General features: G+C 58.0%; 16 protein-coding genes. 15 read left to right on the top strand and 1 reads right to left on the bottom strand.

What is annotated here, in order from left to right; translation table 11 throughout:
- Positions 1-47 precede the first annotated feature (47 nt).
- The 5 genes from guaA to ACO06L_RS04830 are packed head-to-tail and all read left to right on the top strand — an operon-like array spanning position 48 to position 4,986.
- The gene (guaA, locus tag ACO06L_RS04850; RefSeq protein WP_202347514.1) at positions 48-1,625 is read left to right on the top strand and encodes a glutamine-hydrolyzing GMP synthase; all 1,578 of its coding nucleotides are present in this window, start codon (positions 48-50) and stop codon (positions 1,623-1,625) included.
- Positions 1,626-1,645: 20 nt separating this feature from the next.
- Positions 1,646-2,149 carry a tRNA adenosine(34) deaminase TadA gene (gene tadA, locus ACO06L_RS04845; RefSeq protein WP_064230151.1) on the top strand — a complete coding sequence of 168 codons (504 nt, stop codon included), beginning with the start codon at positions 1,646-1,648 and terminating at the stop codon, positions 2,147-2,149.
- A gap of 9 nt (positions 2,150-2,158) precedes the next feature.
- The gene (gene galE, locus ACO06L_RS04840) at positions 2,159-3,154 is read left to right on the top strand and encodes a UDP-glucose 4-epimerase GalE (protein ID WP_202347515.1); all 996 of its coding nucleotides are present in this window, start codon (positions 2,159-2,161) and stop codon (positions 3,152-3,154) included.
- A 30-nt stretch (positions 3,155-3,184) separates the two neighbouring features.
- Positions 3,185-4,528 carry a UDP-glucose dehydrogenase family protein gene (locus ACO06L_RS04835; protein WP_064230149.1) on the top strand — a complete coding sequence of 448 codons (1,344 nt, stop codon included), beginning with the start codon at positions 3,185-3,187 and terminating at the stop codon, positions 4,526-4,528.
- A 23-nt stretch (positions 4,529-4,551) separates the two neighbouring features.
- Positions 4,552-4,986 (top strand): HIT domain-containing protein, encoded by a 435-nt coding sequence (locus ACO06L_RS04830; RefSeq protein WP_064230148.1) that lies wholly within the window; start codon positions 4,552-4,554, stop codon positions 4,984-4,986.
- A 12-nt stretch (positions 4,987-4,998) separates the two neighbouring features.
- On the opposite strand, the gene fabR is transcribed toward ACO06L_RS04830, so the two are convergent.
- Positions 4,999-5,616 carry an HTH-type transcriptional repressor FabR gene (fabR, locus tag ACO06L_RS04825; protein WP_064230147.1) on the bottom strand — a complete coding sequence of 206 codons (618 nt, stop codon included), beginning with the start codon at positions 5,614-5,616 and terminating at the stop codon, positions 4,999-5,001.
- A gap of 209 nt (positions 5,617-5,825) precedes the next feature.
- Here fabR and aspS point away from each other — a divergent pair, with 209 nt between their 5' ends.
- The 10 genes from aspS to tolB all read left to right on the top strand — a co-directional run bounded on the left by aspS (position 5,826) and on the right by tolB (position 14,803).
- Positions 5,826-7,634, top strand: coding sequence for an aspartate--tRNA ligase (gene aspS, locus ACO06L_RS04820; protein WP_064230146.1), 1,809 nt, complete (start codon positions 5,826-5,828; stop codon positions 7,632-7,634).
- A gap of 25 nt (positions 7,635-7,659) precedes the next feature.
- Positions 7,660-8,403 carry a YebC/PmpR family DNA-binding transcriptional regulator gene (locus ACO06L_RS04815; RefSeq protein ID WP_064230145.1) on the top strand — a complete coding sequence of 248 codons (744 nt, stop codon included), beginning with the start codon at positions 7,660-7,662 and terminating at the stop codon, positions 8,401-8,403.
- A gap of 18 nt (positions 8,404-8,421) precedes the next feature.
- Positions 8,422-8,949 (top strand): crossover junction endodeoxyribonuclease RuvC, encoded by a 528-nt coding sequence (gene ruvC, locus ACO06L_RS04810; RefSeq protein WP_014577393.1) that lies wholly within the window; start codon positions 8,422-8,424, stop codon positions 8,947-8,949.
- Positions 8,950-8,979: 30 nt separating this feature from the next.
- Positions 8,980-9,609 (top strand): Holliday junction branch migration protein RuvA, encoded by a 630-nt coding sequence (gene ruvA / locus ACO06L_RS04805; RefSeq protein WP_064230144.1) that lies wholly within the window; start codon positions 8,980-8,982, stop codon positions 9,607-9,609.
- A gap of 132 nt (positions 9,610-9,741) precedes the next feature.
- Positions 9,742-10,773 carry a Holliday junction branch migration DNA helicase RuvB gene (ruvB, locus tag ACO06L_RS04800; protein ID WP_008169131.1) on the top strand — a complete coding sequence of 344 codons (1,032 nt, stop codon included), beginning with the start codon at positions 9,742-9,744 and terminating at the stop codon, positions 10,771-10,773.
- Complete coding sequence (locus tag ACO06L_RS04795; protein WP_064230143.1) at positions 10,766-11,227, top strand: YbgC/FadM family acyl-CoA thioesterase; 462 nt, start codon at positions 10,766-10,768, stop codon at positions 11,225-11,227. Before ruvB ends, ACO06L_RS04795 begins: the two co-directional genes overlap by 8 nt.
- Before the next feature lie 3 nt (positions 11,228-11,230).
- Positions 11,231-11,920, top strand: coding sequence for a protein TolQ (gene tolQ, locus ACO06L_RS04790; RefSeq protein ID WP_064230142.1), 690 nt, complete (start codon positions 11,231-11,233; stop codon positions 11,918-11,920).
- Positions 11,921-11,966: 46 nt separating this feature from the next.
- Positions 11,967-12,413 carry a protein TolR gene (tolR, locus tag ACO06L_RS04785; RefSeq protein ID WP_202347516.1) on the top strand — a complete coding sequence of 149 codons (447 nt, stop codon included), beginning with the start codon at positions 11,967-11,969 and terminating at the stop codon, positions 12,411-12,413.
- Between the two features lie 79 nt (positions 12,414-12,492).
- The gene (gene tolA, locus ACO06L_RS04780; protein ID WP_202347544.1) at positions 12,493-13,473 is read left to right on the top strand and encodes a cell envelope integrity protein TolA; all 981 of its coding nucleotides are present in this window, start codon (positions 12,493-12,495) and stop codon (positions 13,471-13,473) included.
- Positions 13,474-13,489: 16 nt separating this feature from the next.
- Positions 13,490-14,803 (top strand): Tol-Pal system beta propeller repeat protein TolB, encoded by a 1,314-nt coding sequence (gene tolB / locus ACO06L_RS04775; protein WP_202347517.1) that lies wholly within the window; start codon positions 13,490-13,492, stop codon positions 14,801-14,803.
- Positions 14,804-14,837: the final 34 nt, after the last annotated feature.

The raw sequence follows: 14,837 nt of genomic DNA, 5'->3' as shown, positions 1-14,837 counted from the left end.
ACGCGGCCCCCAGAGGGCCGCGTTGTTTATTCAGCTCCGAGGACTCCATGGCCCAGAACATTCACGACCACCGCATCCTGATTCTCGATTTCGGTTCCCAGTACACCCAGCTGATTGCCCGCCGTGTAAGGGAGATCGGCGTTTACTGTGAAATCAAGGCGTTCGATATCACCGATGACGAGCTCAATGAGTTCAATCCCAAGGGGATTATTCTTGCAGGTGGTCCGGAGTCAGTAACTCAGCTGGGCGGTCCCCGGGCGCCGGAAGGGTTGTTTGACCGCGGCATTCCGATTCTCGGTATCTGTTACGGCATGCAAACCATGGCAGAGCAGCTTGGCGGCCGCGTTGCCAGTTCCGAGAAGCGAGAGTTTGGCTATGCTCAGGTGAAGGTTCGCGCCAAAGGGCCACTGCTGGCGGATATCACCGATCACCTGACGCCGGCTGGAGAGTCTCTTCTGGACGTGTGGATGAGTCACGGTGACAAGGTGGTGGCGATGCCGGAAGGCTTCGAGCTGCTGGCCTCCACCGAGAGTGCTCCGATTTCCGCAATGCAGGATCTCAGCCGGAATTTGTACGGTGTTCAGTTCCACCCCGAGGTTACCCACACCCTTCAGGGTAAGCGGATTCTTGAGCATTTCATTCTGACCATCTGTAAATGCGAGGCTCTCTGGACACCGGCCAAAATTGTGGATGACGCGGTTCAGCAGATTCGTGAACAGGTCGGCACTGACAAGGTACTGCTTGGCCTGTCCGGCGGTGTTGATTCCTCGGTAACGGCTGCGCTGCTTCACCGCGCGATCGGTGACCAACTGACCTGTGTGTTCGTAGACAATGGCCTCCTGCGTCTTCACGAAGGCGACCAGGTGATGGATATGTTCGCCAGCAACATGGGCGTGAAAGTGATTCGGGTTGATGCCGAAGACCTGTTCCTGTCGAAACTCAAGGGCGTGAGTGATCCCGAGCAGAAGCGCAAGATTATTGGCAATACCTTTATCGACGTGTTTGATGACGAGGCGGCCAACATCAAGGACGTGAACTGGCTGGCCCAGGGCACGATCTATCCCGACGTCATCGAGTCTGCCGCCTCCAAAACCGGCAAGGCCCATGTGATCAAGTCACACCACAACGTAGGTGGCTTGCCGGAAACCATGAAAATGAAGCTGGTTGAACCGCTGCGGGAGCTGTTCAAGGATGAGGTCCGCCGGATCGGACTTGAGCTCGGCCTTCCGTACGACATGGTTTACCGCCACCCGTTCCCGGGGCCGGGCCTCGGCGTGCGTATTCTTGGCGAAGTGAAAAAGGAATACGCCGATATCCTGCGCAAGGCCGATGCCATATTCCTGGAAGAACTTCATCGCGCGGATTTCTACCACAAGACCAGCCAGGCCTTTGCGGTGTTCCTGCCGGTCAAGTCGGTAGGCGTGGTAGGAGATGCCCGCCGCTACGAATACGTAGTGGCCCTCCGGGCGGTAGAAACCATCGATTTCATGACCGCCCGCTGGGCGCATCTTCCCTATGATCTGCTTGAAACCGTGTCCAACCGGATCATCAACGAGATCACCGGCGTTTCCCGGGTGACCTACGATGTTTCGTCCAAGCCACCGGCAACGATTGAGTGGGAATAATCAGCGGGTGATCGGGTCCGATGTCTGAGGTGACAGCGGAAGACAAATACTGGATGACTCGAGCGCTGCAGCTGGCTGGTGAAGCCGCAGCCAAAGGCGAAGTGCCTGTTGGTGCTGTTGTGGTTCTGGACGGTAAAGAAGTCGGCGCTGGTTTTAACGCGCCGATTTCCGGTTGCGATCCCACGGCTCATGCGGAAATCCGGGCTTTGCGCGATGCCGCCGCCCGGGTGGGCAATTATCGGCTGCCCGATGCCACGCTTTACGTTACTCTGGAGCCCTGTACCATGTGCGTGGGCGCTATCGTTCATGGCCGCATCAGTCGGCTTGTCTACGGTGCCAGTGAGCCCAAGGCCGGGGCAATAGAATCTGCACGCCGAACGCTTGAGGAGCCCCACCTTAACTGGGATGTGACGGCGGTTGGCGGTGTTCTCTCAGGCCAGTGCAGCCAGGTGATCAGTGAGTTTTTCAGCCGGCGCCGGGCAGAGATCCGGCGTTTGCGTAAACAGAATTCAGGGAAGGAGTAGTTCTCGCCTATGAAAGTCCTCGTTACCGGCGGAGCCGGGTATATTGGCAGTCATGTTGTTCGTCAGCTTGGCCAGGCTGGTCACGATATCGTGGTGTTCGATAACCTCTCTACAGGCTACCGCTGGGCGGTGACCGCCGGCGAACTGGTGGTCGGCGATCTGGCTGATGAGGGGGCGGTCGAGGATCTGTTCTCCCGTCACCGGTTTGAAGCCGTTCTGCATTTTGCGGCCAACATTGTGGTGCCGGAATCCGTCGCCAACCCCCTGAAGTACTACAGCAACAACACCCGCAATACCCTGAACCTGCTGAAAGCGGTCGAAAAGCACCAAGTGCCTTACATGGTGTTTTCCTCCACCGCCGCCGTTTATGGTATGCCCGAGCAGACGGTGCTCACCGAGGATCTGCCGCTGGCTCCGATCAATCCCTACGGCGCGTCCAAGATGATGAGCGAGCGGATGATCATGGATCTGTCTGCAGCCTCAAGCCTCAACTATGTGATTCTGCGTTACTTCAATGTGGCAGGCGCCAATCCGGAAGGGCTGCTGGGCCAGGCTACGCCCGAAGCTACGCATCTGATCAAGGTGGCGTGCGAATGCGTGACCGGCCAGCGTGAGGGGATGGGTGTCTTCGGCACCGATTACGATACCCGGGATGGCACCTGCATTCGTGACTACATCCATGTGGAAGATCTCGCCAAGGCTCATGTAATGGCGCTGGGCTACATGGCAGACGGTGGTCATTCGAAGGTAATGAACTGCGGTTATGGTCGCGGCTTTACGGTCCGGGAAGTGATTGATGTGGTCAAGGCGCAATCCGGCGTTGATTTTCCGGTCACCGAAACGGGCCGCCGCGCCGGCGATCCGGCGGCGCTGATGGCGGACAACACGCGTATTCGCCAGACCCTGGGCTGGCAGCCTGATTACGACAATCTGGAAACGATTGTGAGCACGGCTCTGGCGTGGGAAGCGATCTGGCAGAAGAAAAAAGCCGACAACGCCCAATAACTTTTCTGTATTTGTATCGGGATTTAAAGGATGAAAATAACGATTTTTGGAACAGGCTATGTAGGCCTGGTCACCGGCGCATGCCTGGCGGATGTTGGCCACAATGTACTGTGTATGGATGTTGACCAGGGCAAGATTGAAAAGCTCAAGAATGGCCAGATTCCCATCTATGAGCCGGGGCTCGAAAATATCGTTAAGCACACCGTTGAGGCGGGCCGCCTCTCCTTCACAACAGATACCGAAGAGGCCGTCCGTCACGGAACACTCCAGTTTATCGCAGTGGGCACGCCCCCGGACGAAGACGGTTCTGCCGACCTCCAGTATGTTACTGCCGTAGCCCGTTCCATTGGTGAACACATGGAGGACTACAAGGTGGTGGTCGACAAGTCCACGGTACCGGTGGGTACCGGCGACAAGGTCCGGGCTGCGGTTCGCGCCCAGCTGGACCGTCGTGGTCTGGAGCTCGATTTTGATGTGGTGTCCAACCCGGAGTTTCTCAAGGAAGGCGCGGCCATCAACGATTTTATGAAGCCTGATCGTATTGTTGTCGGTACCGACAGCGAGCGGGCGGCGGAACTGCTGCGGGAGGTTTACTACCCGTTTAATCGCAACCATGACCGGATGATCTTTATGGATCTGCGGTCCGCGGAACTTACCAAGTATGCGGCCAACTCCATGCTGGCCACCAAAATCAGCTTCATGAACGAGATTGCGAACCTGGCAGAGCGGCTGGGAGCCGATATTGAAGCCGTGCGCCGGGGCATTGGTTCCGACCCGCGGATTGGCTATCACTTCATCTATCCGGGTTGTGGTTACGGCGGCTCCTGTTTCCCGAAGGATGTCCAGGCATTGGCCCGAACCGCCAGCGACTGCGGCTATGAAGCACGCTTGCTGAACGCAGTTGAATCGGTGAACTATGCCCAGAAACACGTGCTGTTCGACAAGATCAGCCATTACTTTGGCGGCGATCTGAATGGCAAGGTCGTCGCGCTCTGGGGACTGGCATTCAAGCCAAATACGGATGATATGCGCGAAGCCTCTTCCCGCACTCTGATGGAAGATCTCTGGAAGGCCGGTGCCAAGGTGCAGGCTTTTGACCCGGAGGCCATGGAAGAAACCCAGCGTATTTATGGTGATCAGGATGGCCTGACCCTGTGTGGTACCAAAGAGCAGGCTCTCAAGGGTGCAGATGTGCTGGCGATCTGTACCGAGTGGAAGGAGTTTCGTTCGCCGGACTTTGAATCCATTGCAGCGACCATTCGCGAGCAAGTGGTCTTTGACGGCCGCAACCTCTACGAGCCGGAAATGCTCGAGCGCTACGGCCTCATTTACTACGCCATTGGCCGTGGCCGTACGCGGTTCCACTCGGAGTAAATGCAGATAATGGGGAGGGAATCATGAGTGAGCCGGTGGTTTTCCGGTTACATGAGCGACTGGAGGCCGACACGATGGGCCTTGGAAGCACCTCGCTGTGTGAAATCCGACTGATGAACGACAGTACCTGGCCTTGGGTGCTCCTGGTGCCGGCGGTTGCCGGGATCCGGGAGATTTACCAGTTGTCGGCGGATCAGCAGCACCAGCTGGTCCGCGAGTCCTCGGCCCTCAGTGAAGCCATGATGGACGTTTTCGGCGGCGACAAGATGAATGTCGCCGCCCTTGGCAACATGGTGCCCCAGCTTCATCTTCATCACATCGTGCGGTTCGAGGGCGATCCGGCCTGGCCGGGCCCGATATGGGGCAAGCGGGCGCCGGTACCGTATTCCGATGAGGAATTGGAGCAGGTTCGGCAACGACTGGCGCCAGTGCTGGCGGAACTGAAAGCGGGCGTTTAATCCCAGTGCAGGCTACTGGCGCTTTGCCAGAGTCTGCGAGCCCACCAGAATCATCCGGAGCTCGGTTTTCAGCTTGGCCTTGAGTTCTTCACGTTCTGCCGGCGTTGCATCAAGCGCTTCGGCCCCCTGATTGAAGACCAGCGTCACCATTGATTCGGCCACCAGTCTTGCTTCGGAAAGCGGTCTGTTCTGTTCATCGGCGATCCGCCGAAGATCATCTGCCAGCTCGGTGACAAAATGATCAATCTCGGCCTTTACCGCTGTCCGGAACGGCTTGGATACCCCGGTTCTTTCCCGCAGCATCAGTCGGAACAGATTCGCGTTGTTGCCCAGGTACTCCATGAAGGTTTCCACAGAAGTGGAAATGGCGCTGCCACCGTCCCGGGCAATCCGCTTGCGGGCCTGACGCATCAGTTGCCTCAGCGCCACGCCGCCTTCGTCCACCAGAGCCAGCCCCAGTTCATCAAGCTCCGCAAAGTGCCGGTAGAAAGACGTGGGGGCGATTCCCGCTTCCCGGGCAACTTCCCTTAAACTCAGGCTGCCAAAGCCCCGGTCGGCACTCAGTTGCGAGAGCGCCGCATCCATCAGTGCCCGCCGGGTTTTCAGTTTCTGCTCCGCTCTGGTTGCCAAGGTGAGACTCCATCCCTCTGCCGTTAAAAATCAGCATTCTAGTCCTCTAATACCCCGCAGTCATCCTGCCTTCCAATTTACGCCTCAGGGGCGCCTGATTTTCGGGCCAATAGTGTTTATAATGGGCGGCTTTTCCGCTATGGTCGCAGCATTTTCAGCGGGCACTTCGAGCAACAAATTTGAACACATTAAACGTAACGGGAACCGGTATGCGCAGTCACTATTGCGGTGGGATTAACGAATCCCACATCGATCAGGAAGTCACGCTTTGCGGATGGGTACACCGCCGCCGTGACCACGGTGGGGTTATCTTCCTGGATCTGCGGGATCGGGATGGTATGTCTCAGGTGGTTGTTGATCCTGATACCCCTGAGAGCTTTGCGCTTGCGGAAAAAGTCCGCAGCGAGTTCGTGATCAAGGTAACCGGCCGGGTGCGTCGTCGTCCTGCCGGCACCGAGAACAACAACATGCCGACCGGGCAGGTTGAGCTTCTGGGTAAAGAACTGAGCATCCTGAACGCCGCCGCAACGCCGCCGTTCCCGCTGGATGAGCATGTCGATGTGGGCGAGGACGTGCGCCTGCGCTACCGGTTTGTGGACCTGCGTCGTCCGGAGATGATCAACCGCCTGCGTTTCCGTTCCCGGGTAACCAGTTATATCCGTAACTACCTCGACAGCAACGGCTTCATGGATGTGGAAACTCCTATCCTGACCCGTGCCACGCCGGAAGGCGCGCGGGATTACCTGGTGCCGAGCCGTACCCATGAAGGCTCCTTCTTCGCGCTTCCGCAGTCTCCCCAGCTGTTCAAGCAGTTGCTGATGGTGTCTGGTGTTGATCGTTACTACCAGATCGCCAAGTGTTTCCGGGATGAAGACCTGCGTGCAGATCGTCAGCCGGAGTTCACTCAGGTAGACATCGAGGCCTCTTTCATTGATGAAGAGACCCTGATGAAGCTAAACGAGGACATGATCCGGGCGCTGTTCAAGGATGTGCTGGAGGTTGAACTGCCGTCCTTCCCGCAAATGCCGTATGCCGAGGCAATGCAACGTTACGGCAGCGATAAGCCGGATCTGCGTATCCCGCTGGAGCTGCTGGATGTGAACGATCTGGTTGAAGGGGTAGACTTCAAGGTCTTCGCCGGTCCCGCCAAGGATCCAAAGGGTCGTGTGGCGGCTTTGCGTGTGCCGAAGGGTGGTGAGCTGACCCGGAAGCAGATTGATGACTACACCAAGTTCGTCGGTATATACGGCGCCAAGGGTCTTGCCTATATCAAGGTCAATGATCTGTCCAAGGGCGTTGAAGGTCTGCAGTCCCCGATCATCAAGTTCCTGGGCGATGACATTGCTCTGGCCATCATGGAGCGCGTAGGTGCCGAAGACGGCGACATCGTGTTCTTCGGTGCGGACAAGACCAACGTGGTCAACGAGGCCCTGGGCGCACTGCGGATCAAGATCGGTCACGATCTGGACATGCTGACCTCCGAGTGGGCACCGCTCTGGGTTGTGGATTTCCCGATGTTCGAAGAAACCCCGGACGGCGGCCTGACCGCGATTCACCACCCGTTCACTGCGCCTTCCTGCAGCCCGGAAGACCTGGCCGCAGACCCCGCCAATGCGCTGTCCCGCGCCTATGATATGGTGCTGAACGGTACCGAGCTGGGTGGCGGTTCTATCCGTATTCACGATGAGAAAATGCAGGAAGCGGTGTTCCGCATCCTGGGTATCGGCGAGGAAGAAGCCCGAGCCAAGTTCGGCTTCCTGCTGGATGCCCTGAAGTTCGGTTGCCCGCCCCATGGTGGCCTGGCGTTCGGCCTGGACCGTCTGGTCATGTTGATGACTGGTGCGACGTCTATCCGTGACGTCATCGCGTTCCCGAAAACCCAGAGTGCCACCTGTCTGATGACCCAGGCGCCGGGCGAAGTGGATGAGAAGCAGCTGCGTGAGTTGCATATCCGTCTGCGAAAGCCGTCAAAGCCGGTTGAAGGCAACAAGGCGGAAGCCGGAGAGGGCAACGAGTAAGTCAGTGATTTAAGGGAGGAGCTGTATGGCGGGTCACAGTAAGTGGGCCAACATCAAGCACCGCAAGGCGGCACAGGATGCCAAGCGGGGCAAGATCTTCACCAAAATCATTCGTGAGCTGACCGTAGCCGCACGCCAGGGCGGGGGGAATCCAGACGATAACCCCCGTCTGCGCGCGGTTATCGACAAGGCGCTCACCGCGAATATGAAAAAAGACACCATCGAGCGCGCGGTAGAACGTGGCGCCGGTGGTGGCGATGACGACAACTACGAGGAGTTGACCTACGAGGGCTATGGTCCCGGTGGCGTGGCAATCTTCGTGGAAGTCATGACCGATAACAAGAACCGGTCCGTTGCCGAGATCCGTCACGCATTCAACAAGATGGGCGGTAATCTCGGCACTGACGGTTCGGTGGCCTACCTGTTCAGCAAACAGGGCATCATCAGCTACGGTCCGGAGTGGGAAGAGGACAGGCTGGTGGAAGCCGTGCTCAGCGCTGGCGCCGAGGACCTTGCGGCCCAGGACGACGGCTCCTGGGAAATCGTGACCACGCCCGAGCAGTTTCTGGACGTCAAGGAATCGCTGGTCAATGCCGGTCTGGTGCCGGACAATGCCGAAGTAACCATGGTTCCGTCCACGCGAGTGGAGCTCGATCGGGACGGCGCAGAAACCATCCTGAAGCTTATTGATATGCTCGAAGATCTGGACGATGTTCAGAATGTCTACCACAACGCGGATATCTCCGGCGAAATCATGGAATCGCTTTAACCAGTCAGGGGCATTGATGTGGCGATAATTCTGGGCGTTGATCCGGGATCACGAATAACCGGTTACGGCGTCATTCGCGCCGATGGTCGACACATCGAGTATATCGACAGTGGCTGTATCCGGGTGGGCGAGAAGCCCATGGCGGAGCGCCTCCAGACCATCTTCCAGAGCCTTGCCACCCTGATCGGAGAATATCGGCCGGAAGAATTTGCCATTGAGCAGGTGTTTATGGCCCGCAATCCCGATTCCGCTCTGAAACTCGGTCAGGCCCGCGGCGCGGCCATCGTCAGTGCCGCCAACAGTGGTTTGGCGGTTCATGAATACTCTGCCAGGCAGGTAAAACAGGCAGTGGTTGGCAAGGGTGGCGCTGACAAGTCCCAGGTGCAGCACATGGTTCAGGTGTTGCTCTCGCTCTCACGCAAACCCCAGGCGGATGCGGCCGATGCGCTCGCCATTGCCATGTGCCACGCCCACATGAGCCAGAGTATTCTGCGGGTGGCCAGTGGCGCCGGAAAGGTCCGAAGCGGTCGCGTGCGACAACAATAAACCGCTCCCAGGAGCGACAGGAGATTCAACTTGATTGGTCGTATCCGAGGTATTCTGGTTGAAAAGGCTCCGGGCCAGGCGCTGGTTGAGTGCGCCGGCCTGGGTTACGAAGTCGACATTCCCTACACCACCTTCTTTCACCTGCCGGAAACCGGCGATGAAGTCACCCTGCACACCCATTTTGCCGTCCGTGAAGACGCCCAGAGCCTTTATGGCTTTGCCTCCAGCCTGGACCGGGACCTGTTCCGCCTGCTGATCAAAGTCAACGGTGTTGGCCCGAAACTGGCGGTCGGCATTCTTTCCGGTCTGGACGCCCAACAGTTCATTCGCTGCGTTGAGAACCGTGACTCCGCCTCACTGGTCAAACTCCCCGGTGTTGGCAAGAAAACCGCAGAACGCCTTCTTATTGAAATGGCGGACCGGATAGTGCAACTTGAAGGGCAATTTGTGCCAACGTCGCCAGAGACGACAGGAGTTGTGCAGCCGGGCGGACAAGGTCCCGCTGGCGGGCCGGCGGCCACCGAGGAAGCGGAAGCCGCACTTATTGCACTGGGTTACAAGCCCCAGGAGGCCGCCAAGGCCATCAGCAAAGTGGCCGAGGAGGGTATGACCAGCGAAACCCTCATCCGTCTGGCCCTGCGAAACATGATACCGGCCTGAGCGTGAAAACCTGTCGTGAACCTGTAGAGAGCGTAACGTGACACCTGCAAACCCCTTTGTACAATTGGGGCTGCGCTGGAATAGCGGGCAAACGTGAGGCACGATGTTGATTCCCACACTATGGGTGATGCCATGATCGAATCCGACCGGTTGATCTCGGCCCGGGCCGGTGAATACGAGGAAGTACAGGACAGGGCCATTCGCCCGACCTTGCTGGCTGAATACGTTGGCCAGCCTACGGTTCGTGAGCAGATGGATATTTTTATATCCGCTGCCCGTGGCCGTCAGGAAGCGCTGGACCACGTTCTGATTTTTGGCCCGCCCGGTCTGGGCAAGACAACCCTGGCCAATATCATCGCCAACGAGATGGGCGTGTCCATCAAGACCACCTCTGGTCCGGTGCTTGAAAAAGCCGGGGACCTGGCAGCCATGCTGACCAATCTTGAAGAAGGTGACGTTCTCTTCATCGACGAGATACACCGTCTCAGCGCCGCCGTCGAAGAAGTCCTTTATCCGGCGATGGAAGATTACCAACTCGACATCATGATTGGTGAGGGTCCGGCGGCCCGATCCATCAAGCTTGATTTGCCGCCGTTCACTCTTGTAGGGGCCACCACCCGTGCGGGGTTGCTGACATCGCCCTTGCGGGATCGCTTCGGGATCGTGCAGCGGCTGGAGTTCTACAACACCGAGGATCTCACCAGCATCATTCTCCGTTCCGCGCGGCTCTCTTCGGTTGCCGTTGATGAGGCGGGCGCGTTTGAAATTGCCCGTCGGTCAAGGGGCACGCCACGGATCGCAAACCGTCTGTTGCGTCGGGTGCGGGATTTTGCGGAGGTGCGCTCCGACGGTCGGATCACGTCTGACATAGCTGATCAGGCCCTGAACATGCTGAAAGTGGATAACCAGGGTTTCGATCATATGGACCGTCGTCTGCTGCTGGCCATGATCGAAAAGTTCGACGGTGGCCCGGTGGGGGTTGAAAGCCTTGCCGCCGCGATCAGTGAAGAGCGCGGCACCATTGAGGATGTACTTGAGCCATTCCTGATCCAGCAGGGTTACATGGTCCGAACCCCTAGGGGACGGATGGTGACCTCCAACGCCTATCAGCATTTCGGCGTCATTCCGCCGAAGTCGGGCAGGGAGGACGATCTTTTTGGTTGAACAGGCGCCAGAGGCAAGGTTCGAGCTGCCGATCCGGGTCTATATTGAGGACACCGATGCCGGCGGCATCGTATTTCACGCCAAATACCTCCATTACATGGAGCGGGCCCGAACCGAATGGGTACGCAGTTGCGGAGTTGGCCTCAGGGCGGGGCTGGCAGACAACATCAGTTATGTCGTGCAGCGTCTGGACATTCATTACGCGGTAGCCGCAAAGCTTGATGATGAGCTGCTTGTCACTGCCGAACCGGTGGCGTTTGGCCGGGTATGGATGGATTTTCGGCAGCGTGTCCTGCGGGCCGCCGACCGCAAGGTTTTGAGTGATAGCAATGTGCGGGTCGCCTGCGTTGCGCTCGATACCGGCCGCCCCCGGCGTTTGCCGGAAAACATGCAGGAATTGCTGGCCAGGAATGTCCAGCCCACTGAAACGATAAACAGAACGAGCCAGGAGTAAGAAGTGGATTCAGAACTTTCAGTCTGGTACCTGATTGCAAATGCCGGTGTCTTGGTGCAACTGGTCATGCTTTTGCTGGCCCTGGCGTCGGTCATGTCCTGGGCGTTGATTTTCCAGCGTCTGCAGGTATTCCGCAAAGCCAAGCGGGCTCAACTGGCGTTTGAAGAGCGTTTCTGGTCTGGTATGGATCTGGGCCAGCTGTACCGGGAGGTGAATGCCGATCCGACGCCGTTTTCCGGCATGGAGTCCCTGTTCCGGGCCGGTTTCAAGGAGTTTTCCCGTTTGCGCCAGCAAAGCCGGGATGCCGATGCGGTTATGGAAGGTACCCAGCGGGCAATGCGTGTGGCCTTCTCCCGGGAGCACGAGAGGCTTGAGGCCAGCCTGCCGTTTCTGGCCACGGTTGGCTCCACCAGTCCGTACATCGGCTTGTTTGGTACCGTCTGGGGCATCATGAACTCGTTCCGCGGCCTGGCCCAGGTTCAGCAGGCAACCCTGGCCACGGTGGCGCCCGGCATTTCGGAGGCCCTGATTGCGACTGCCATGGGCCTGTTTGCCGCAATACCGGCGGTTATCGCCTACAACCGTTTCTCGGCCATGTCCGATGCACTGCTGAAGAACTATGAAACCTTTGCCGATGAGTTTTCCAGCATTCTCCATCGTCGCGTGCACCAGAGCGAAAAGGGTGCCGCATGATGGCACGGAAATTCATGGGCAGGGATCAGCTTAGGAGCACTGCTTTATGAAAGGCATGGGAATGATGCCGGAAAACCGGCGTAAGCCAATGTCCGAGATCAACGTGGTTCCGTACATTGATGTCATGCTGGTGCTGCTGATTATTTTCATGGTCACCGCTCCGATGCTGACCCAGGGAGTCAAGGTTGATTTGCCTCAGACTACCTCGGACCCGATCCAGGCAGATAAAGACGTTGAGTCGATCATTGTTTCCGTGGATGCGAACGGTGCTTACTACGTCGAAATTGGTGATGAAGGCAGTGACCCCATGACTCTTGGGGATTTACGGGAACAGATCTCCAAGATTCTTTCGCAGCGCGCTTCAAGTGAGATCCTGGTTCGCGGTGATGAAAACGTTCCTTACGGCACCGTTGTCAGATTGATGGCGGAATTACAGGGTGCCGGGGCGAGCAGTATCGGCCTGATCACTGAATCACCCCGAGACGACAATTGATCGTGGTGCGGGCAGGAGTGTTGTGAGAGATCACGAGCGCGAAGTAACCACAACCGGAGTGCCACCCTGGAAATCACCGGTGGCGCTTTCGGTAACGCTTCATCTGTTGATTCTGGGTATTGCGCTGGCAGGTTGGTCCTGGACCAGTACCGATCACGAGCCGCCGCCCAGAAGCATATCGGCACGGTTGATTACCCAGCAAGAGCCGGAGCCGAGTCCGGTTGTTGAGCCAGATGATCAGCAGAAGCGCGCTGAGGAGCGCCGGGCTGAGGAGCAGCGTCGCCGCGAGGAGGCAGAGCGGCAAAAGCAGGAAGAAGAAGCTCGCCGTATCGCTGAGCAGAAGCGGCAGGAAGAGCAGAAGCGGCTGCAGCAGCAAAAAGAGCAGGAGCGTCAGGAAGCCGAGGCGAAGGAACGTGAAGCCCAGAAAGCGCGTGAAGAAGAAGCGGCGCGTCAAAAGGCAGAAGCGGAGGCCAAGGAACGGGCTCGACAGCAAGCCGAGGAAGAAAAACGCCGCCAGGAAGAGGCCAGACGAAAGGCCGAAGAGGAGAAGCGGCGGCAGGAAGAACAGCGTAAGCGTGAAGAGGCTGAGCGCAAGCGCCAGGAAGAACTGGCCCGCCAGGAAGCAGAGCGCAAACGTCTTGAGGCGGAGCGCAAGCTGCGGGAACAACAGCTTGAAGCCCAGGCGGAGGCGGCTCAAAAGGCTCGGGAAGAGGAAGCACGTCGCCAGCAGGAGGCGGCTGCCGCGAAAGCCCGGGAAGCTCAGATGCTGTCGGAGAGCGAGAAGTACCAGGCACTGATCAGGGAGCGATTGAGCCAGGCGTGGTATCCGCCATCCTCGGCTACGGAGGATATGACTGCGCGGCTTCAGATTACCCTGTTGCCAACGGGGGAGCTTGCAGGAGTGCGTCTGGTCAGCAGCAGTGGCAACACTGCGTTTGATAATTCCGCCCTGGGGGCGGTGCGCTCACTGAGCCGTTACCCGATACCCAATGATCGGGATACCTTTGAACGGTATTTCCGACAGTTTACGATTGAATTCAACCCACGCCGGTTGAGATAAGGATACGGATAACACCATGACACATCGGATTTGGTACAAACCGTCCAGAACACTGCTCGCCGTCCTTGCATTGATCTTCTTTGCGGTTTCAGGAGCCCGTGCCGAGCTGTTGATCCGGATTACCGAGGGTGCGGATTCCGCCATTCCTGTTGCGGTAGTGCCCTTCGCTGAGTCGGGACAGATGCCGGCGGGAGACAAGGTTGGCAGCGTTGTCCAGGCCGATCTGACCATGACGGGGGAGTTCCGTACCTTGCCTCCGGAAAAAATGCTGAGCCTGCCATCCCAGCGGGAAGAAGTGTATTTCCGGGACTGGCGTCTGCTTGGTCAGCGCTACGTCCTGGTCGGTTCGCTCACCAGAAGCGGTGACCGTGTCCAGGCGCGATATGAGCTGTTCGATGTCAACCGGGAAGAAAGGATTCTTGGCGAGACAGCGGCAGCACCCGCCTCCAATATACGTTCTCTGGCGCACCACATCAGTGATAAGGTGTATGAAGCGATCACCGGCGTGCCCGGTGCTTTCTCAACCAAGCTCGCCTACGTCACGCTGGATACCGCCAATGGCAAGCCTCGTTACCGGCTGCAGGTGAGTGATGTCGATGGTAAGCGTGCCCGGATTCGCCTCGAAAGCCAGGAGCCGATTCTGTCACCCGCCTGGTCGCCGGACGGGAAAAAACTGGCGTATGTCTCTTTCGAAACCGGAAAGCCCGTTATCTTTGTGCATGAGCTTTCAACCGGCCAGCGCACCAAGGTTGCTGATTTTCCAGGTCTGAACTCGGCGCCGGCCTGGTCCGACGACGGCAGGTCGTTACTGATGACCCTTTCGAAGGATGGCAACGCCGAAATCTACCGGATGAGTCTCGATAGCCGGCAACTGACCAAGCTTACCAACCACTGGGCCATTGATACCGAACCGAGCTACGACGCCAGTGGCGAGGGTATATTCTTCACCTCGGATCGTTCCGGCGGGCCCCAGATTTACCATATGGAAACACCGGGTGCGGAGCCTCGTCGTATCACCTTCGGCAGCCGCTACAACGCCCGGCCCAGGCCCGACAATGACGGCAAATATGTCTATTACGTTCACCAGCGGGACCGGGCATTTCACATTGCCCGTACCGAACTGAAAACCGGGGAGGAAACGATCCTTACCCGTACGGAGTCTGATGAGTCTCCCAGTGTTGCGCCCAATGGTCGGATGCTGATCTACGCTACCCGGCAGAACGGAAGCAACGTGCTCACGGTTATTTCTGCGGATGGTGGGGCAGCCTACAGCTTGCCGGCATCCGAAGGGGATGTCCGTGAGCCTGCCTGGGGACCTTTGGTTCGCTGATTGCCCATGCCCTTCGGCGTCGGCAATCGTTCAA

The organism is Marinobacter sp. (genome assembly GCF_965229985.1).
Classification (GTDB): domain Bacteria; phylum Pseudomonadota; class Gammaproteobacteria; order Pseudomonadales; family Oleiphilaceae; genus Marinobacter.
The sequence above is the reverse complement of the archived record's forward strand: the minus strand, read 5'-3'. Positions and strand labels throughout refer to the sequence as shown.